At 65.0% G+C, this 18002-nt stretch carries 19 protein-coding genes; 10 read left to right on the forward strand and 9 right to left on the reverse strand.

The genetic code is table 11. The features are described from left to right. Positions 1-17: 17 nt before the first annotated feature. The 5 genes from pstB to BMY84_RS04355 all read right to left on the reverse strand — a co-directional run bounded on the left by pstB (position 18) and on the right by BMY84_RS04355 (position 5952). Positions 18-806, reverse strand: coding sequence for a phosphate ABC transporter ATP-binding protein PstB (gene pstB / locus BMY84_RS04335; protein ID WP_093080926.1), 789 nt, complete (start codon positions 804-806; stop codon positions 18-20). An 8-nt stretch (positions 807-814) separates the two neighbouring features. Further along, complete coding sequence (gene pstA / locus BMY84_RS04340) at positions 815-2062, reverse strand: phosphate ABC transporter permease PstA (protein WP_093081736.1); 1248 nt, start codon at positions 2060-2062, stop codon at positions 815-817. Between the two features lie 38 nt (positions 2063-2100). Beyond that, the gene (gene pstC, locus BMY84_RS04345; RefSeq protein ID WP_093080929.1) at positions 2101-3495 is read right to left on the reverse strand and encodes a phosphate ABC transporter permease subunit PstC; all 1395 of its coding nucleotides are present in this window, start codon (positions 3493-3495) and stop codon (positions 2101-2103) included. 11 nt (positions 3496-3506) lie between these two features. Then, positions 3507-4571: a substrate-binding domain-containing protein gene (locus BMY84_RS04350; RefSeq protein WP_177203889.1), complete on the reverse strand. Its 1065-nt coding sequence runs from the start codon at positions 4569-4571 to the stop codon at positions 3507-3509. A 91-nt stretch (positions 4572-4662) separates the two neighbouring features. Continuing rightward, positions 4663-5952, reverse strand: coding sequence for a sensor histidine kinase (locus BMY84_RS04355; protein ID WP_093081742.1), 1290 nt, complete (start codon positions 5950-5952; stop codon positions 4663-4665). Between the two features lie 101 nt (positions 5953-6053). Between BMY84_RS04355 and BMY84_RS04360 the strand changes: the two genes are divergently transcribed. From BMY84_RS04360 to BMY84_RS04395, 8 genes are all read left to right on the forward strand, one after another. Continuing rightward, positions 6054-6479, forward strand: a complete 426-nt coding sequence (locus BMY84_RS04360; protein ID WP_093080931.1) for a hypothetical protein — start codon at positions 6054-6056, stop codon at positions 6477-6479. A 101-nt stretch (positions 6480-6580) separates the two neighbouring features. Further along, entirely contained in the window at positions 6581-7741 is a 1161-nt protein-coding gene (locus tag BMY84_RS04365) for a glycosyltransferase (RefSeq protein ID WP_093080934.1), read from the forward strand. A 57-nt stretch (positions 7742-7798) separates the two neighbouring features. Next, positions 7799-8095 carry an HPr-rel-A system PqqD family peptide chaperone gene (locus tag BMY84_RS04370; protein ID WP_256215049.1) on the forward strand — a complete coding sequence of 99 codons (297 nt, stop codon included), beginning with the start codon at positions 7799-7801 and terminating at the stop codon, positions 8093-8095. Next, positions 8092-8955 carry an HprK-related kinase A gene (locus BMY84_RS04375; protein WP_093080937.1) on the forward strand — a complete coding sequence of 288 codons (864 nt, stop codon included), beginning with the start codon at positions 8092-8094 and terminating at the stop codon, positions 8953-8955. The genes BMY84_RS04370 and BMY84_RS04375 overlap by 4 nt, the downstream gene beginning before the upstream one ends. After that, entirely contained in the window at positions 8952-9941 is a 990-nt protein-coding gene (locus BMY84_RS04380) for a nucleotidyltransferase domain-containing protein (RefSeq protein WP_093080939.1), read from the forward strand. The genes BMY84_RS04375 and BMY84_RS04380 overlap by 4 nt, the downstream gene beginning before the upstream one ends. Positions 9942-10073: 132 nt before the next feature. Further along, positions 10074-11150, forward strand: a complete 1077-nt coding sequence (locus tag BMY84_RS04385) for an endonuclease/exonuclease/phosphatase family protein (protein ID WP_093080942.1) — start codon at positions 10074-10076, stop codon at positions 11148-11150. Further along, positions 11150-12283: a TonB-dependent receptor gene (locus BMY84_RS04390; RefSeq protein ID WP_093080945.1), complete on the forward strand. Its 1134-nt coding sequence runs from the start codon at positions 11150-11152 to the stop codon at positions 12281-12283. Before BMY84_RS04385 ends, BMY84_RS04390 begins: the two co-directional genes overlap by 1 nt. A 117-nt stretch (positions 12284-12400) precedes the next feature. Beyond that, positions 12401-13177, forward strand: coding sequence for a hypothetical protein (locus BMY84_RS04395; RefSeq protein WP_371262401.1), 777 nt, complete (start codon positions 12401-12403; stop codon positions 13175-13177). Here BMY84_RS04395 and BMY84_RS04400 read toward each other — a convergent pair. After that, complete coding sequence (locus BMY84_RS04400; RefSeq protein WP_093080949.1) at positions 13174-13770, reverse strand: TetR/AcrR family transcriptional regulator; 597 nt, start codon at positions 13768-13770, stop codon at positions 13174-13176. The two genes, BMY84_RS04395 and BMY84_RS04400, sit on opposite strands and share 4 nt — an antisense overlap. A gap of 72 nt (positions 13771-13842) precedes the next feature. Between BMY84_RS04400 and bdcA the strand changes: the two genes are divergently transcribed. Continuing rightward, positions 13843-14556 (forward strand): SDR family oxidoreductase, encoded by a 714-nt coding sequence (gene bdcA, locus BMY84_RS04405; protein WP_093080951.1) that lies wholly within the window; start codon positions 13843-13845, stop codon positions 14554-14556. A 380-nt stretch (positions 14557-14936) separates the two neighbouring features. Continuing rightward, positions 14937-15935: a phosphatase PAP2 family protein gene (locus BMY84_RS04410; protein WP_093080953.1), complete on the forward strand. Its 999-nt coding sequence runs from the start codon at positions 14937-14939 to the stop codon at positions 15933-15935. Positions 15936-15974: 39 nt separating this feature from the next. Here the strand turns inward: BMY84_RS04410 and BMY84_RS04415 are convergent, their stop codons facing one another. The 3 genes from BMY84_RS04415 to BMY84_RS04425 all read right to left on the reverse strand — a co-directional run bounded on the left by BMY84_RS04415 (position 15975) and on the right by BMY84_RS04425 (position 17975). Continuing rightward, positions 15975-17342 carry an amidohydrolase gene (locus BMY84_RS04415; RefSeq protein WP_093081747.1) on the reverse strand — a complete coding sequence of 456 codons (1368 nt, stop codon included), beginning with the start codon at positions 17340-17342 and terminating at the stop codon, positions 15975-15977. Between the two features lie 82 nt (positions 17343-17424). Continuing rightward, positions 17425-17721 (reverse strand): type II toxin-antitoxin system RelE/ParE family toxin, encoded by a 297-nt coding sequence (locus tag BMY84_RS04420; RefSeq protein ID WP_093080956.1) that lies wholly within the window; start codon positions 17719-17721, stop codon positions 17425-17427. After that, on the reverse strand, positions 17718-17975 hold the full coding sequence (locus BMY84_RS04425) for a type II toxin-antitoxin system ParD family antitoxin (protein WP_093080958.1): 258 nt from the start codon (positions 17973-17975) through the stop codon (positions 17718-17720). The genes BMY84_RS04420 and BMY84_RS04425 overlap by 4 nt, the downstream gene beginning before the upstream one ends. Positions 17976-18002: the final 27 nt, after the last annotated feature.

Below are 18002 nucleotides of genomic sequence, written 5' to 3' on the forward strand. Positions count from 1 at the left end.
GGCGATCAGCCTCAAAATCAGCCGTAACGGCCGGTGATATAGTCCTTGGTCCGCTCCTGGCGCGGATTGGTGAAGATGTCGCTCGTCACGCCATATTCGACCAGTTCGCCCAGATGGAAGAAGGCGGTCCGCTGTGATACGCGGGCGGCCTGCTGCATATTATGGGTCACGATCACGATGCCGTATCGGCCGCGCAGTTCGTGGATCAGTTCCTCGATCTTCGCCGTGGCGATCGGGTCGAGCGCCGAGCAGGGCTCGTCCATCAGGATGACTTCGGGCTCCACCGCGATCGCCCGGCCGATGCACAGCCGCTGCTGCTGACCACCCGACAGGGCCGTGCCGCTGTCGTGCAGCCGGTCCTTCACTTCGTCCCACAGGCCAGCGCGACGCAGCGACTTTTCGACGATTACGTCCATGTCCGCCTTGCCCGCGGCGAGGCCGTGGATGCGCGGCCCATAGGCGATATTTTCATAGATCGACTTGGGGAAGGGATTGGGCTTCTGGAACACCATGCCCACCCGCGCGCGCAACTGCACCACGTCCATGGTCGGGGCATAGATATTCTCGCCGTCCAGCGTGATTTCGCCTTCAACCCGCGCCGAAGCGACCGTGTCGTTCATGCGGTTCAGCGTCCGCAGGAAGGTGGACTTGCCGCAGCCCGACGGGCCGATGAAAGCGGTGACATGGTCCATGTCGACATCGATCGACACGCCCTTGATCGCCTGTTTGGGGCCATAGAAAACCTTGACGTCGCGGGCCGACATCTTCGGATTGGCGATGGTCAGGTCGGTTTGTTCTTGCGTCATGGGGTCGATTACCACCGTGTTTCAAACTTGTTGCGCAGGTAGATGGCGAGGCCGTTCATCGCGAGCAGGAAGACCAGCAAAACGATGATCGCGGCAGAGGTCTTTTCGACGAAGCCCTTGGAGACTTCGTCCGACCAGAGGAAAATCTGCACCGGCAGCACGGTAGCGGGGTCGGTGATCCCGCCCGGCGGCGTGGCGATGAAGGCGCGCATGCCGATCATCAGCAGCGGTGCCGTCTCGCCCAGCGCACGGGCCATGCCGATGATCGTCCCGGTCAGGATGCCGGGCAGAGCCAGCGGCAGGACATGCTGGAACACCACCTGCACCGGCGAAGCGCCAATGCCGAGCGCCGCGTCGCGGATGCTGGGCGGCACAGCCTTGATGGCGTTGCGCCCGGCGATGACGATGACCGGCATGGTCATCAGCGCCAGCGTCATACCGCCGATCAGCGCAGCCGAGCGGGGCAGGTGCAGGAAGTTGAGGAAGATCGACAGGCCCAGCAGGCCGAAGATGATCGAGGGAACGGCGGCCAGATTGTTGATCGACACTTCGATAATGTCGGTCCACCACGCCTTGGGCGCATATTCCTCCAGATAGAGGGCGGTCGCCACGCCGACCGGGAAGCTGAGCAGCAGCGTCACCAGCATCGTCAGCAACGAACCCTTGAACGCGCCCCAGATCCCGACCTGGGTCGGATCAGTGCCATCGCTGGCGGTCAGGAAGTTCCAGTTGATGCCGGTCGACAGCACGCCCTGTTGCTTCAACCGCGCGACTTCCGCTTCGGCTTCGGGCGAACCTTTGCTCTTGGCGGCCAGATCGATCGCGGTGGAGGCGGGCACGCGGATCGTTTCGGTGCGGCTCAATATCTTGGGATCGGCCTTGATCGCGTCGCGGATGCTGATCCACGCAGTGGGCGACAACATCACATCGGCGTCGCCGCCCAGCGCCTTCTTTGCCACTTCGCCCGTCACCATCGGCAGGTTGGCGTTCGCCAGCGCCTCGTCCGTGATGGCATTGGGATCGAGCAGCAGCGGCGAGGCCGGGAAGTCGACCTGCAACGCAATTTCCGTCCGGGTGAAGCCGCGCAGGCCATTGCCCATCATGGTGAACAGCAGGAAGGCGAGGAACGCAGCGGACAGGGCGACGGCGGCCAGACCGGCCAGCTTGAAGCGGCGCTCGGCGGCATAGCGCCGGGCGATCCGCTTGCGCATCGCATCCGACTTCCAGTTGGTTGGGACTCGGGTGGGACGGGTCATCAGGGACTCCGGGTCGGAGATGGCTTGTGAAAGCAGGCTCATTCGTAAGCCTCGCGATATTTCTTCACGACCCGCAGGGCCACGATGTTGAGCAGCAGGGTAACGATGAACAGCACCAGCCCCAGCGCGAAGGCGGCCAGCGTCTTGGCGCTGTCGAATTCCTGGTCGCCGGTCAGCAACTGGACGATCTGGGTTGTCACGGTGGTCACGCTGGCGAAGGGATTGGCGGTCATGTTGGCGGCAAGGCCAGCGGCCATCACCACGATCATCGTCTCGCCGATGGCGCGGCTGACTGCCAGCAGCACGCCGCCGACCACGCCGGGGAGGGCGGCGGGGATGAGGACGCGAGTGATCGTCTCACTGGTCGTCGCGCCCATCGCCAGACTGCCGTCGCGCATCGATTGCGGCACGGCGGCGATGCTGTCGTCGGCCATGGAGGAGACGAAGGGAATGATCATCACGCCCATCACCAGACCGGCCGCCAGTGCGCTTTCCGAGGAGGCGCCATGGATGCCGACCGACACGGCCAGATCGCGCAGCGCCGGGGCCACGGTCAGCGCGGCGAAATAGCCGTAGACGACCGTCGGAACGCCCGCGAGCACTTCCAATATCGGCTTCATCCACTTGCGGACGGTCGAACTGGCATATTGGGTCAGATAGACCGCGCTCATCAGGCCCAGCGGGATCGCCACGATCATGGCGATGATCGCGCCGATGAAGATGGTGCCCCAGAAGAGCGGCACCGCGCCGAACGCATCGTCATTGCCATATCCCATGGCGGCCGACTGCGGCGACCATTTCAGGCCGAACAGGAAGTCGATGGGATTGACCATGGAGAAGAAGCGGAAGCTTTCCCACAGTAGCGAGGCGACGATGCCCAGCGTAGTCACGATGGCCAGCAGCGATGCAACCAGCAGGGTCGCCATCACCAGCCGTTCCACCCGCGTGCGTGCCCGGAAATCGGGACGGACGCGGGTGAAGGCATAGGCCCCCCCGGCAAAGGCCAGAATCAGCGCCAGCACGGCACCGGCCACACCATAGGTGCTCAGAGCTTCGCGATAAGGTTCGACCAAAGCCTGCGACGCCGGGTTGAAGGCGCCGGACTGCAATCCCGCCGCGATCGCCCGTGCTTCGCCAAGGACGGCGGAGCGGGAGAAAGCATCGGCGGGCAGGCTCTGCGCCGCCGGATCGGCGAGAACGGCCTGCGTCACCAGTCCGGGGGATACATTGGCCCAGACGGCCAGGAACAGGCCGGCGGGGATCAGCGTCCACAGCGCGACATACCAGCCATGATAGCCGGGCAGCGAGTGGACGGCGTCACGCCGCCCGGTGGCCCGCGCGACGGTCTGTAACCGCAGTGCGCGGGCGCGGGCGCTGACCCAGGCGATGGCGCCCAGGCCCGCGAGCAGCAGGAGGATGGCTGGTCCGGTCATCAGGCCTTCGCTTATTTGAGGTCGGAGCCGTCGAGCACGGTCAGCGACTTGACCGTCTCGGCGCTCTTCTTGCGCACGTCGTCCGGTGCGGCGACCATGCCGCGCTTGGTCAGCGCACCGTCGGGCGCCCAGTTGGCGGCGAAGGTGTTCAGATAGGCCTGAAGGCCCGGAATGGCCTGCATATGCGCCTTCTTCACATAGATGTAGAGCGGGCGCGCGCCGGGATACTGGCCGGTCGACACCGTTTCATAGGTCGCCTCGACGCCGTTGATCGGCACGTCGTTCAGCGTGTCCTTATTCTCTTCCAGGAAGCTGTAGCCGAACACGCCGACGGCGTTGGGATTGGCGTTCAGCTTCTGGACGATCAGATTGTCATTCTCGCCCGAGTCCACATATTTGCCGTCTTCGCGGATGCGGGTGCAGGTGGCCTTATATTCGTCCTCGCTCTTTTCCTTCAGCGCCTTCATCGCTTCGTCCGACTGGCATCCCTTTTCCAGGATCAGTTCGGCGAGCGAGTCGCGGGTGCCGCTGGTCGAGGGCGGGCCGAAGACGGAGATGGCAATCGCGGGCAGGCTGGGGTCCACATCCTTCCAGGTCTGGGCCTTGTTCGGACCCTTGCCATAGGGATTGGCGGCCAGCGCCTCATAGACGATCTTGGGGGTCAGCTTCAGGCCCGGACCCTTCTTCGATTCAGCGAAGGCAAGGCCGTCGACGCCGATCTGGATTTCGATGATGTCCTTGACGCCATTGGCCTGGCACTGTTCGAACTCCGACTTCTTGATGCGGCGCGAAGCGTCTTCAATGTCGGGATGCTGGGCGCCTACGCCCGCGCAGAACAGCTTCATGCCGCCGCCGGTGCCGGTGGATTCGATGATCGGCGACTTCATGCCGGCATTGCCCTGCACGAACAGTTCGGCGACCGCCGTGGCAAAGGGGTAGACGGTGGAGGAACCGACCGCGCGGATCTGGTCGCGGGTGGCGCCGGCGCCGCCGGTCTGGTCGCCGCAGGCGGCAAGGCTGAAACCACTCGCGGTCGTGGCGGCGAGCAAGGCGAACTTCTTCACGGGAACCTCCATACATCAAGGCCGCGATTCGCATGTCGCCGCCCCCCTGTGGAAGCGCCCTAGTCGCGGACCATCGCGCCTTTGTGACAGTCAGGTTTCCTTTTTATGACACTGTACCCGAAAGGGCCGACGGGCGCTTCTTTTCGTCGGTTTTGCCCGACATATCTTCCACCGGCGGGGGCAGCAGCACGGTGATGGTCGTGCCCTTGCCCAATGTGCTGGCGATGTCGAATCGGCCGCGATGCCGCTCCACGATATGTTTGACGATGGCCAGACCCAGCCCAGTGCCGCCCATCGCCCTGCTACGCCCCGAATCAACGCGATAGAATCGCTCGGTCAGGCGGGGCAGGTGATCCGGGCCGATGCCTTCGCCCTCATCCGCCACGATCAGCCGGGTCATGCCGCTTGGCCCTTCGTTCAGGGTGACATGGATCGGTGTGCCGGGGCGGCCATATTTCACCGAATTGCCGATCAGATTGTGCAGCAGTTGCGACAACTGCGCGCGGTCGCCCTGAACCACCGGCAGTTGTGGCGCGATCTCCATCTCCACCTCACGGCCGCGATCGCCATGGCTGGAGCGGAACACCCCGACCACTTCGGCCGCCAGTTCGGACAGATCGACCCGCGCATCTGGCGGACGATATTTCTCTGATTCGATCCGGCTCAAGGAGATCAGATCGTCGATCAGCCGCTGCATCCGCCGCGCTTCCCGATCCATGATGGTCAGGAATCGCTGGCGCGTTTCCGTATCCTTGCCGAGTTCCGGGTCGGCCAGCGTCTCGATAAAGCCCAATATCCCGGCCAGCGGCGTGCGCAGTTCATGGCTGGCATTGGCGACGAAATCGACCCGCATCCGCTCGGCCGCATGGGTGCCGCTATGGTCGACCAGATGGACGAGCCGGCGCATGTCGCGCACCGCGCCGACCGGCGCCACGCGCATCTGCCAGCGCTGGTCGCGCGTGCCCAGACCCACCAGTTCGATCATGATCGGTTCGGCCAGCGGTGCGATGCTCGCCAGTCGTTCGGCGGCGGCGGGATGGCGGATGGCGATGCGCGCATCCTCCCCCTCGATATGCGCGCCCAGCAATCGGTGCGCCGCGCGGTTGGCCTGAACGATCCGCCCCTTTTCTACCAGCATCAGCGGATCGGATATCCCCTCCAGCAGGCTGGCGAAGTCGGGATGGGTGATCAGGTCCGTCTGGTCCAGCATCACCGTGGGCGGTGCAGCTGGCCTCACCCCGGAATCGCCGGCCGTGATGATCAGCACCAGCACCCCCGCCAGTACCGGCAGGGCGATGCTGATGGGATGCGCACCCAGCATCAGGGCGCCGCCCGTGCCAAGCATCAGCATGGCGAGGGAGGCGGTAATCTGTGAAATACTCAGTCGATTCATGGTTACCATGCTGGATTTGTCGCGCATTTGCTGCGAATGTCTGATCCCAATAGCGTGCAATCTTTACGCTTTGACAAGTGTGATACGCGGATAAGGACGAAATGAGCGAACCGACGCCCGAACAGGAAGGCCCGGCAGCGGAGCCGCAGGACGCGATTTCGCTGACGCCGTCGCGTCGTCAGTTGCTGATGGGCGGCGCTGCCGCTGCGTCCGCGATCGTCTCGATCCGCCCCGCGCTCGCCAATACAGCGGCCTCCGTGCTCAACTGCACCATCCCCGTGCCCGATCAGGGTCGCGCCGGAAATTATATCGCGCCCAGCGGTCAACTCGTCCCGGCTGGTACACAGGGCGCCTTTCCCGGCACTGGCCGCAGCTTCACCGGGGAACAGGTGAAACAGGCGATGCGCGGCCGGCCCCTGCCCGGCACCAGCTATGAGCAAAATCAGGCTTATCTGAACTATATCCGCCGGTTACAGCGCGGGACGAGCGGCTTTACCTGCTACGCCTCGCTGCAAATGCCACGCTGATCCCGTTACAGGCGCGCCCGTAGCGAATTGAACCGATACGGGTATCTCGCGTTGATGCCGTCGAACACGCAGGTTCGTGTTTTGAAGGCAAGGACAGCGCGATGTTTCAGGTTAGCCGCCCGGCGGGGCGCGCATTTTCGGTAGCTGTCTATCTCTATCGACCCGGCGATGGCGGGCTGGACCGGGTCGCCATCCTGCTGGCCAATCATCTTTTGCGCCGGGGCGTGCCGGTGGAATTGTGGATGGCGCATCGCGATGGGCCTGCCGCGCATCTGATCGATCCCGCCTTGCCCGTTCGACTGGTGCCATCGCCCGGCGGCGTGCGTCGCCTGTCGATGATTGCGCAATTTCCGGCGCTGGCGGCCATGGTGCGGCGGCATCGGCCCGCCATCCTCTATTCGGCCGGCAACCAGAGCAATATGCTGGTCGCGTTCGCCACGCTGGGCAGCGATACGCGGGCGGTTGGCCGCATTTCCAATCCGATCGTGCGCCCCGGTCAGCGCGGTGCGGGCGCCTGGGCACGGCTTGCCAAATTCCGGGCGATAGCGCGCCTGTCGGACCTGACCATCGTCATGGGCGAACATGATCGCGCGCTGCTGGCGCAGAGTGGCGATGTTCGCCTGCTCCCTCGCCCGACCGTGACGCCGGCGATGGAGCGCGCGCGCGCAGCGCGTGCCTTGCGCGCGCCTGGCAGCCCGCACCGCCTGCTGATGGTCGGTCGACTGGCCGAGCAGAAGGATCAGGCGACGGCGCTTCATGCTCTCACATGGCTGTCGCATCTCGACTGGCGCCTGACCATCGTTGGGCAGGGACCGTTGCAGGCCGATCTGCAACGGCAATGCGCGGCGCTGGGCATTGCCGATCGCGTGGACTTCGCCGGCTATGTCGGCTGTCCCGAAGCGCTGGCGACCCTGATGGCGCAGGCCGATCTGCTGCTCCAGCCGTCCCGCTGGGAAGGGCTGTGCGCCACGCTGATAGAAGCACTGGCCTGCGGCGCCCAGGTCGTGGCGACCGACAGCACGCCCAATATCCGCCCGATTCTCGCCGATGCGGCCCAGCATCCCGCAACACCGGTGGGCGATGCCGCCGCCTTCGCCCGCGCGATCGAACGGGCGCTGACCCATCCATCCTGCCCTGTCCGCGCCGCCGCAGCGGTGGACGATCATGGCGTCGACCGGGCGCTCGACCGCTATCTGCGCGCCTTCGAATCGCTGGCCGATGCCCCCGCACGGGCACGCCAGCCATCGCCAGCCCTGTCCTGATGCGTTAGGCACTTGGCTACATCTTGCGCGCTACAGCGTGTGAGACATCAGCCAGGGATGCCGGATTTGGATGCGATCAAAGCCTATCGCCGGGACGTGCGCGACGCGGTTGCCGTCTGCACGCTCGACGATCTTGTCCTCCTCTATCACCACCGTTCCGGCCAGACCCATATGGTGATCAGCCCGGTGCCGGAGATATTGGAACGGATGACCGACGGCGCAGAACTGACGGCGGCGCAGATGCATGACCGGCTGGCGCAGGAGTTCGACCTCGGCCCGCGCGAAGAGGCGGTCGGGGAAATCGGCGCCCATCTGGACGCGCTGGTCGCGCTGGGACTGGTGCGCCCGGCATGAAGCATGCCATCACCCTGCGCATCGGACCTGCCACCTTCCGCATCGGTTCCGCCTGGCCGCAACCGATCGCCGAACTGGCACGCCTCTATGCCGCCTATCCTGACATGCACGGCGCAATCGCCGATTTCACCGTGCGGCTCCAGCCTACCAGCCGGCTGCGCCGCTATGTACGGCCCTCCATCTTCATCACCGGCGATCATGGTCTGGCCGACGCCGCGCCGATGAGCCTGTCCCATGCCCTGCTGGCCGCCGAAATGGGAATGAACCTGCAAATGGCGCTGGGCTGGCGGCGGCACCTGCTGCTCCATGCGTCGAGCGTCGAGAAGGACGGACGCGCACTGGTGATGACCGGCGAATCCGGATCGGGCAAATCGACGCTGGCGGCTTTGCTGGGGGAGCGAGGCTGGCGGCTGATGGGCGACGAATTTGCGCTGCTCGATCTCGACAGCGGAGCGATCCTGCCTTTTCCTCGTCTCGTCAGCCTGAAGAATCGCGCGATCGATGTCGTCGCGCAGGAAGTTGGCGAAACCCGTATGGGGCCGCTGCTCAAGGCGACGGCAAAGGGCGACATTCGCCACATGATCCCCCGCGCCGATGCCGTCGCGCGCATGGGGCAGGGGGCGATGCCTGCCCTGCTGCTCTTCCCCCGTTTCGGCCATGATCCGGCGATGCGCGCGGTGGGGCAGGGGGAGATTTTCATGCGCCTGACGCAGGCGTCGACCAATTATGTCGCGCTGGGCGAACCGGCCTTTACCGCTTTGACCCGCTTCGTGACCGGGGTGCCGGCCCGCGCCATCGACTTCCCGTCGGGCGATGCCGCGATCGAGATGGTCGATCGCCTGTGGGAGGAACATCTATGAGCGCCGCGCTGCTGGTCCGTACCCTGCGCGAACCGACCGGTGTCGCCGGGCTGGATGCGGCGGGCTGGAATGCGCTGATCGCGGCGGCGAAGGCGGAGCGGTTGATCGGCACGCTGGCCTGCCGTCTGGACGGTATCGCCATCCCCCCGGCCGTCCGCCCGATATTGGACGATGCCCGCCGCGATAGCGCGCGCGAGGCGCAACAGGCGCTGTGGGAGGCGGATCGCGCCGCGCTCGCGCTCGCGCCGCTTGGCCTGCGGGTCGTCCTGCTCAAAGGCACGGCCTATGCGGCGGCGGATTTGCAGGCAGGCCAGGGCCGCTTCATCGGCGATCTCGACATTCTGGTTCCCCGTGAAGCGATGGGGGCCGTAGAACAGGCGCTGATCGGCGCGGGCTGGGAATGGGTGAAGGAAGATGCCTATGACGACGCCTATTATCGCCAGTGGATGCATGAACTGCCGCCGCTGATCCATATCGAGCGGGACCGGCTGATCGACGTCCACCATACCGTGCTGCCGTTGACCGCGCGCCAGACCCCGGACGCGGCGGCGATGATCGCGGACGCCGTTCCTATTACTGATGGATTATATATATTGTCGGCGGAGGATCGCGTCGTCCATGCCGCCGCCCATATGCTGGCGGATGGCGACCTGCAGGGCGGGCTGCGCAACCTGTGGGATATCTACTGCTTGCTGCCCGAAACGGATCGCGCCGCATTGAAGGCAAGGGCCGCCCATCATGGACTGGCGCGCCATGTCGCGCAGGCGCGCAGGCTGGCCGACGCGCTCTATGGCCATGGCGCACGCCTCACGCTCTGGGATCGCCTCGTACGCGCCCGCCTGCTCGCCCGCGACGGCTGGGGGCAGGAGACGCGCAAGCTGCTGGTCTTCGCTTTCTATGTCCGGTCCCACTGGCTGCGCATGCCGCCGCTGATGCTGGCCCGCCATCTGTGGACCAAATGGCGCAAGGGGCATCGCCCGCAATAGATAGGCGCAATAATGACAGTCCCGCGTCGGTGCGGTGACGATCATTGACTTGCAACCTTCACCGCTTCGCCACGACGGCGACATCGGCATGACCCAGGCGCGCGCTAGGTGGCACGGCGGGGGTCTGAAATCATGTCGAAACCTTTGCGCGCCTTGTTTTTCGCAAGTCTGACGGTCCTGCTTGCCGCCAGTTCACCCAGTGCGAGTTCGCCGGGCGCGCTCGGCGCGGTGCCGACCGCGTCGCCCGGTCCGGATTTGCCGCTGTCGGTCATGACCTATAATGTCATGGGCCTGCCCTGGCCGGTCGCCTTCGGGCGGGAAGAGGCGCTGGGGCAGATCGCCGACCGGCTGGCCGATTTGCGCGCACAGCGGCGGCAGCCCCATATCCTGTTGTTGCAGGAAGCCTTCATTGCCGATCCGGTGGAATTTGCGCGTCGCGCCGGCTATGCCCATGTCGCGGCTGGCCCGGATGTGGCGATGCGTAGTCCGGTCACTCCTTTGCCTGCCGATCAGGCCTTTTTGCAAGATGCGCGCTGGGACCGGGGTGAAGCCATCGGCAAGCGCATGGGCAGCGGATTGCTGATCCTGTCCGACTGGCCGATCATGGCGGTCGATCGCATTGCCTATCCCGCCTTTGCCTGTGCCGGCTTCGATTGTCTCGCCAATAAGGGGGCGATGATCGCGCATCTGCGCGTGCCCGGCGTTGCCGCACCGGTCGCGATCGTCAACAGTCATCTCAATGCGCGTAAGGCGGCCGGCGTGCCGGTTGCGCGCTCGTTGCGCGCCTTCGACCGTCAGGCAGGCTTGCTGGCGGCTTTCGTCAACCGCCATGTGCCGCGTGACCGGATGATGATCCTGGGGGGCGACTTCAACATCGGCGGCGACCGGCAACGGGTCGCCGCCTTTTTCGGTCAAATGGCGCGGGCCAGCATGGATTTCGTCGCGCTGCCGCTGGGTGGCGGGCGGCGTGCGCTCGGTGATGCGCTCCTGTCCGATCCGACCGAACGGCACGATCTGGGCGAAGCGATCGATCGCGGCAAGGACTGGCTGTTCGCCCGCGATGCGGCCGGATCGGCGATGCCTGTCGTGCAGGCGCAGGTGCCCTTCGGCGGGCCGAAGGCGACACGCCTGTCCGATCATGTCGGCTATGCGCTCAGCTATGCGTCGGGTGGCGCTACCATCCGCTTCGCATCACTGGAGCGCCGCTGATGCGCGCGCCGCTTGCCTGCACCCTTGCTTGCTGGCTTGCCACCGCAGGCCTGCCCGGTGCCGCGATGGCAGAGACGATCTGGCCCGATCATGGCCATTTTGCGCTCAAGCCGCGGGTGAGCATCGCTGTTCATCCCGCGCCTCTGCTGCCGCCCTCTCAGCGTCCCGCGCGCATTTATGCCATCGAACTGACGACCGCCCCAGCCGAGCCGGCTGACCTGCATCTGGCCTTGCAGCGGCGGCGGCGGCGTTTCGCCGCGCTCGGTGCGGCAAGGACCGGCATCGAACCACGCAGCAGCGCGCGCATGGTCGACCTGCTGTTCGATCTACCGTCGATCGATGATCGGCTGTCGGCCAATTTGGGGTGGCAGGCGGTGAAGTTCAGCAGCAAGGCGGTGAATGTCACGTCCCCCTACAGCCGTGATGATCTGCGCGTGCGCGACGATTTCCTGCCTTCGGCACAGCTGGCATTCGCCGTCACGCCGCGCCTGACGATGCGCGCCGATTATCGCGAGACGGTGCGGGCCTATGGTGATATCGGCCGGATCGGCGCGCTGGGGCTGGATATGCCGACCTTCCGCGCGCTTCGAAATGATTTGCGGCCCGAACGGGACAGTCGGACCCGCGTCGCCCTGCGCTGGATGACGCCGACACTGCGGCTGGAACTGGCCGCCTATGACGGACAGGTGCGGGACCGGCTTGCCTTCGCGTCGCAAGCCTATCTGCCCCGCAACCTGGGGTCGACCCAGCTACGCGGCATGGCGCTGGAGGCGGGACACAGCCTGTCGCGCAATCTGCTCTGGAAACTGCGCTATGATCGGGCGCAACTGGACAATGGTACCGCCGAACAGCGTCTGGCACTGGGCGGATCATGGCATCGCGGCCCCTGGCGCGGGACGGTGACGGCCGCACGCACCAGCGGTTCGGCATGGGGGCAGGGCAGGCGGGCGGTGCGGGTCGAAGCGGGCATCGATTATGTCCCGGCCGATCCGCGCGCGCCGCGCATTGGCCTGCAGCTTACCGATCCCGACCAGTTGATGAGCGGCCGCCTGGCCGACCAGCCTCTTTCAGGCCCGATACGTGCAGCCGATCAGGCGCGCGCCCTGATGTTCAATGCTGCCTTGCGCTGGTAGGCGGATCGTCCTTTTTCTGTAGCAATCCCGCCCTACCGGCGGGATATGTCTGGACGGGAGCAAGTGATGCGGCGTGAAGCGATTGGCATGGCATTGTCGGCCATCGCATGCGTCGGCATGGCGCAGGCGCAGGCGCAGGCGCAGGAAAATGACGCGCCCTCTCCATCGCCCGCACCGGTTGCGCTGCGCCTGCCGGCGCCCGAAGCGCGGCAGGGCGTCGCGTCCGACGGTATCCATGTCTATGCGATCGACAATGACCGGATCGGCAAATATGTCATCGCCACCGGCGAGCGTATCGCCCAGTGGCAGGGGGAACGCCGACTGTTCCCGCATATGAACAGTTGCACGGTGTCCGGCCGGGAACTGGTCTGCGCCGCGTCCAACTATCCCGCCGTGCCCCAGACCAGCGCGATCGAGATTTTCGATACGAAGACGCTGCGTCACCTGCGCACCGTCAGCTTGGGTTTTGGCCCCGGATCGCTGACCGTGCTGGATCGCGATGCCGGCAAATGGTGGGCGGTCTACGCCAATTATGCGGGCAAGGGCGGGGAGCCGAACAGGGACTATCGCTACACCTTGCTGGTGCGCATGGACGACGCCTTCCGGCAGGAGGCCGCCTGGACCTTCCCGCAACAGGTGCTGGCCCGGTTCGCACCGTTCAGTTGTTCAGGCGCAAGCTGGAGCGCGGACGGCCGCCTCTATGTCACGGGGCACGACCGGCCGGAAATGTACGAACTCGCCTTGCCGGAAGCGGGGTCGGTGCTGGAATGGAAACGGACGATCGGCATCGCCTCGCCCGGACAGGCGATCGACTGGGACCCCAAGGTCAGGAATCGGCTCTGGTCGGTTGACCGCAAGGAAACGACCCTGGTTGCCAGCGACATCGCCGATTAACCGGCCTTCGTCAGCATTTCCTGAAGCGCCAGCCCCGCCATATCGGCGACCGCAGTCAGCCGCGTGACATCATGGCCTGCCCGCGCATCGGCCGAAAGCCCGGACATGATCGACACCATATAATCGCTCACGATTGCGGCCTTGCCTTCATGGGTGCGGGCGACGAAAGCGGCGATCCGCGCCGCGCTGGCCTCTCGCCAGACCCTTGCGCGCAGGGCGGCGTCCGGGTCGGCCCCGCGTGCGCCTTCCAGCACCAGACAGCCGGGCGCCTGCGGATCGGCGGTATAGATGGCGGCAGCCACCCGCAACAATGCGGTCAGCGCGGCGGCCGGTTCCGCATCTTCCACCAATAGTGTGTCGACCGGCAACGCGCTGCGGGCATAGCGGTTCAGCACCTCCTCGAACAACTGCGCCTTGCTACCAAAGGCGGCGTAGAGGCTGGGCGGATTGACGCCCATCGCCTGCGCCAGCGCAGCAACGCCGATGCCCTCATAACCCTGCGCATGGAACAGCGCCTGCGCCTGATCCAGCGCCCTGTCCCGATCGAAAGCGCGGGGGCGACCACGGCCTTTCGATTTTTCTTTATCGATCACTACAAAATACCTTGACCCGTTCGTTCGCTGATTTATATAGCGATCATTACAAATTCATCAAGGATGCTTCCCATGACCGACTTATCTTCCAAAAAGACCCTCATTCTCGGCGGCAGTCGGGGCATCGGCGCGGCAATCGTGCGCCGCTTCGCGGGCGATGGCGCCGATGTCACCTTCACCTATGCGGGATCGCATGACGCTGCGCAGGCGCTTGCCGTCGACACTGGCGCAACCCCGGTCCAGTCCGACGCCGCCGATCGGCGGGCGGTGATTGGTGTCGTCTCGGCGCAGGGGCCGCTCGACATATTGATCGTCAATGCCGGCGCGCTGGTGCTGGGCGATCCGCTGACGCTGGACGCCGATGCCGTCGACCGCATGATCGATATCAATGTCCGCGCGCCCTATCATGCCGCCGTGGAGGCCGCCCGCCAGATGCGCGACGGCGGCCGGATCATCGTCATCGGATCGGTCAATGGCGACCGGATGCCGTTTGAAGGCGGCGCGGCCTATGCGATGACCAAGTCGGCCCTTCAGGGCATGGCCCGTGGCCTGGCCCGCGATTTCGGGGCGCGGGGCATCACCGTCAACATCATCCAGCCCGGTCCGACCGACACCGACATGAACCCGTCCGACGGCCCGATGGCCAGCCTGATGCACGGCTTCATGGCGATCAAGCGCCATGCCACGGGACAGGAAATCGCCGGCCTCGCCGCCTATCTCGCTGGCCCGGAAGCGGGCATCATCACCGGCGCGCTGCACACGATCGACGGCGGCTTCGGCGCCTGATCCTCGACTGGCGCGACAGAATGAAATTGGTCGCGCCCGATAGCTATGATTTGGAGAGCGCTGCACTAAATGCCACTGCCGTCGGTTCGTCCTGAGTAGCCGCTGAGCGAAGTCGAAGCGGCGTATCGAAGGATAGGGTACGCCAGACCCTTCGATACGGGTCTTCGACAAGCTCAGTCCCTACTCAGGGCGAACGGGCTTTCCTTAAGGCAATGCCTATCCCGTACTGTGGATGTTTCCGGTTGCACGAACAGGAACGCATCAGCAAAGGCGGATCTGTTCATCCTGTCCCTCATTCGGTTCATCCCGTCTTAAGCGAGGATAGCCGATGGGCGGATGTTTCCTTCCGCCTTTCCCATCCCACGCCCGGACATAATGCGATGCCTTCGATGCAGCCTTCCTGGTCCATGCCCGATGCGGCAGGTCTGGCCACAGCAGCGGCGATGCCGATCGGCAGGCCGTCCGTGGGAAGCGCGCAGTCCAAAATAGGGCGGCATTTCCTGATCGCGCTGGGTTTCAGCATGCTGCTGCTCGCGGCGCTGATGCATGCCGCGCAGCTCCGGATCGATCCGTTCCTGCCGAGCAACCTGCCTTTTTATGCGGTGTTCATCGCCGCGGCGGCGCTGCGTTTCGGATTGCCCCGCACCGGTTGGCGCCATGCGCTGCCCGTCGCCCATTTCAGCCTCTATGTCGGCTTGTTCATGCTCATTTCGCTGATGGGCGCGACCGCCAGCTACCCGGTGGCGGCGCTGACCCATGGCTATGCCGACCCGCTACTGCAACGGATCGACGAAGCGCTGGGGTTTGACTGGCTGGCCTGGTACCGGCTGGCGGCGGATTCCCCCACGCTCCAGTTTGCCGGGACGGTCGCCTATCGCAGCATCTATGTCACGCCCGCGCTGCTCCTCTGGAATTTCGCGCGCGCCGGGCAATATGACCGCGCCTGGCGCTTCATGGGCAGTTTCTGGCTGGCGGCGGTGATCACGCTGATCCTGTTCAGCCTGATGCCGGCGGTCGGCCCCTTCTCCTATCTGTGGCACGAACCGATCCGCTACATGCCCGAAAGCGAATTGTGGCAATCCGGCCTCATCCCGGCGCTGCGCGCGCATAGCGTCCATGTCGTGGATCTGGGGCAGTTGCGCGGGATCGTGTCGGCGCCCAGCTTTCACACCGCCGCTGCTATGCTCTACATCGTCGCGGGCTGGCATATGGCCACGCTGCGCTGGCCGATCGTCGCCCTGAACGCCGCGATGCTGCTGTCCACCCCGGTCGAGGGCACCCATTATCTGATCGACATGATCCTGGGCGTCGGCGTGGCGCTGACGGCGCTGGCGCTGATCCGTGCCTATGTCGCGATGCTGGACCGCCGAACCGCCTGAGCGAAAGCCATCAGCCCCCGCTCAGGCGCGTCGCGAACCTCAATCCTTCTTCAATATATCCAGCGCCAGCACGGTCATCGCCTCGCTGGCGGTGGCGATCACCTTGTCGGCCTGCGGCGCCCAGAAGGGGCTGTGCAGCGACGGCAGCGTCACCTGACCACTGGCCGATGCGGCCATCTTGTCCGCCGGCACGCCGCCCACCCAGAAGATGAAGCTCTTGATCGACTTGTCCGCGCGATAGAAGCGACCGAAATCCTCGCCGCCCATCACTGCGGGGGTCTTGATCACCCGACCGTCGGGGAAATGTCCTTTAAGCAGGCCGGCCATCTGCTCGGCAAATTCGGGCGGGTTGTAGGTGGAGGGCGTGAATTCATCCTGCACCGTCACCACCGGCATCTTGTCGTCCGGCACCCCGGCTGCGATCGCCTCGCCCCGTGACACGCGCTTGATCCCCTCGATCAGCTTCGCGCGCGTCTCGTCGGAATAGCTGCGCACCGTCAGCAACAGCTTCGCCTGATCGGGGATGATATTATGCTTGGCCCCGGCCTGAAAGCTGCCGACCGTGACGACGGCCGGGTCCTGCGGGTCCTGTTCCCGGCTGATCAGCGTCTGGAGCGTGGTGACGATCCGCGCGCCCAGCACGATCGGGTCCTTCGTCGTCTGCGGATAGGCGCCATGGCCGCCCAGCCCCTTCACCAAAATGTCGACGCTGTCGACGTTCGCCAGCGCATAGCCGGGCGTATAGCCGACCACGCCGGCCTCCAGATTGGCGGCATCGTGGAAGGCGATGGCGTGGGTCGGGCGCGGGAAGCGGGTATAGAGCCCGTCCTCCAGCATGTTGCGGGCGCCCTTGCCCACTTCTTCGGCGGGCTGGAGGATCATCACCAGCGTCCCCTTCCAGTCCTTCTTGCGCGCGGCCATCAGCTTGGCCGTCTCGATGAAGGCGGTCATGTGCGTGTCATGGCCGCAGGCGTGCATCACGCCCGTCTCCACGCCCTCGGGCGTCTTGGTACGGACCTTCGACGCGAAGTCGAGGCCGGTCTGCTCGACCACCGGCAACCCGTCCATGTCGGCACGGATCAGCAGCGTTGGGCCGGACCCATTGGTCATGACCGCGACGACACCGGTGCCGCCGACCTTCTCGGTCACGTCGAACTTCAGGGCTTTCAGTCGCTTGGCGAGCTTCGCGGCGGTATTCACTTCCTGCAACGACAATTCGGGATTGGCATGCAGGTCGCGATAGAGCGTCATCAGCCCGTCCATATCCTTGGCCACCGCTGCCCCGATCTCGCTTTGCGCCGGGGCGGCTGCGGGCGGGGTAGGGGCGGGCGTTTCCGGCGCAGTCTGGGCGCTGGCGATGGACGATAGGCTGACGGCGGCCAGAATGGCCGTGAGCGCGTGGCGCATATTCATGAATCTCCCTTGCTGATCCGAAGCATAAGGGGATTTTATGGCCGGGGAAGGGGGATTGTTACCGCTTTGGCATTGCTCAATCGGTGTCGAGCCAGTCGAGATAATCGCTGGCTCCATGCAGGATATGCAGCACGACGATCCGTTGTGCTTCAACCCGGTAAAAGATCAGATACCGTCCATGCACCCGCCGCCGGATATCCAGATGGGCATAAAGTTCCACAACCGGGAAGGCTCTGGGATAGTCGGCCAGGCCAAGGCACTTGTCCTTGAGTTCCAGAATGAAGCCGATCGCGCGGGCCGGATTGTCGAGCGCGATATGGTCCGCAATCGCTTCCAGATCGCGCTCGGCTTCGGCGGTCAGTTCGACCTTCATTCAGCGCCGTCGGGCAGGGCGCGATATTTGCTTTCCAGTCGGTCGAAGACGGAGGCGGCATTTTTGGTACGGCCTGCATCGACATCGGCCATCCCACGCATGATCGATGCATCCAGCGCAGCCAGTCGCGTCTCCCGCTCCTGAATCAGGCGCACGCCTTCGCGCAGCACTTCACTCTTGCTGTTATAGCGGCCGGTTTCCACCAACCCGGCCACAAAGGCTTCCAGTTGCTTGCCCAGATCGGCGCTGATCATATCTCTAATCTCCAGCGCCGACCCTAG

The sequence above is a fragment of the Sphingobium sp. AP50 genome, from assembly GCF_900109095.1.
Taxonomy (GTDB): domain Bacteria; phylum Pseudomonadota; class Alphaproteobacteria; order Sphingomonadales; family Sphingomonadaceae; genus Sphingobium.

Excerpts from the sequence above, each read along its gene's own strand:
- pstB (WP_093080926.1), bottom strand. The coding sequence starts at position 806 with ATGACGCAAGAACAAACCGACCTGACCATCGCCAATCCGAAGATGTCG.
- pstA (WP_093081736.1), bottom strand. The coding sequence starts at position 2,062 with ATGACCCGTCCCACCCGAGTCCCAACCAACTGGAAGTCGGATGCGATG.
- pstC (WP_093080929.1), bottom strand. The coding sequence starts at position 3,495 with ATGACCGGACCAGCCATCCTCCTGCTGCTCGCGGGCCTGGGCGCCATC.
- BMY84_RS04350 (WP_177203889.1), bottom strand. The coding sequence starts at position 4,571 with ATGGAGGTTCCCGTGAAGAAGTTCGCCTTGCTCGCCGCCACGACCGCG.
- BMY84_RS04355 (WP_093081742.1), bottom strand. The coding sequence starts at position 5,952 with ATGAATCGACTGAGTATTTCACAGATTACCGCCTCCCTCGCCATGCTG.
- BMY84_RS04360 (WP_093080931.1), top strand. The coding sequence starts at position 6,054 with ATGAGCGAACCGACGCCCGAACAGGAAGGCCCGGCAGCGGAGCCGCAG.
- BMY84_RS04365 (WP_093080934.1), top strand. The coding sequence starts at position 6,581 with ATGTTTCAGGTTAGCCGCCCGGCGGGGCGCGCATTTTCGGTAGCTGTC.
- BMY84_RS04370 (WP_256215049.1), top strand. The coding sequence starts at position 7,799 with ATGCCGGATTTGGATGCGATCAAAGCCTATCGCCGGGACGTGCGCGAC.
- BMY84_RS04375 (WP_093080937.1), top strand. The coding sequence starts at position 8,092 with ATGAAGCATGCCATCACCCTGCGCATCGGACCTGCCACCTTCCGCATC.
- BMY84_RS04380 (WP_093080939.1), top strand. The coding sequence starts at position 8,952 with ATGAGCGCCGCGCTGCTGGTCCGTACCCTGCGCGAACCGACCGGTGTC.
- BMY84_RS04385 (WP_093080942.1), top strand. The coding sequence starts at position 10,074 with ATGTCGAAACCTTTGCGCGCCTTGTTTTTCGCAAGTCTGACGGTCCTG.
- BMY84_RS04390 (WP_093080945.1), top strand. The coding sequence starts at position 11,150 with ATGCGCGCGCCGCTTGCCTGCACCCTTGCTTGCTGGCTTGCCACCGCA.
- BMY84_RS04395 (WP_371262401.1), top strand. The coding sequence starts at position 12,401 with ATGGCGCAGGCGCAGGCGCAGGCGCAGGAAAATGACGCGCCCTCTCCA.
- bdcA (WP_093080951.1), top strand. The coding sequence starts at position 13,843 with ATGACCGACTTATCTTCCAAAAAGACCCTCATTCTCGGCGGCAGTCGG.
- BMY84_RS04410 (WP_093080953.1), top strand. The coding sequence starts at position 14,937 with ATGCCTTCGATGCAGCCTTCCTGGTCCATGCCCGATGCGGCAGGTCTG.
- BMY84_RS04415 (WP_093081747.1), bottom strand. The coding sequence starts at position 17,342 with ATGCGCCACGCGCTCACGGCCATTCTGGCCGCCGTCAGCCTATCGTCC.
- BMY84_RS04420 (WP_093080956.1), bottom strand. The coding sequence starts at position 17,721 with ATGAAGGTCGAACTGACCGCCGAAGCCGAGCGCGATCTGGAAGCGATT.
- BMY84_RS04425 (WP_093080958.1), bottom strand. The coding sequence starts at position 17,975 with ATGATCAGCGCCGATCTGGGCAAGCAACTGGAAGCCTTTGTGGCCGGG.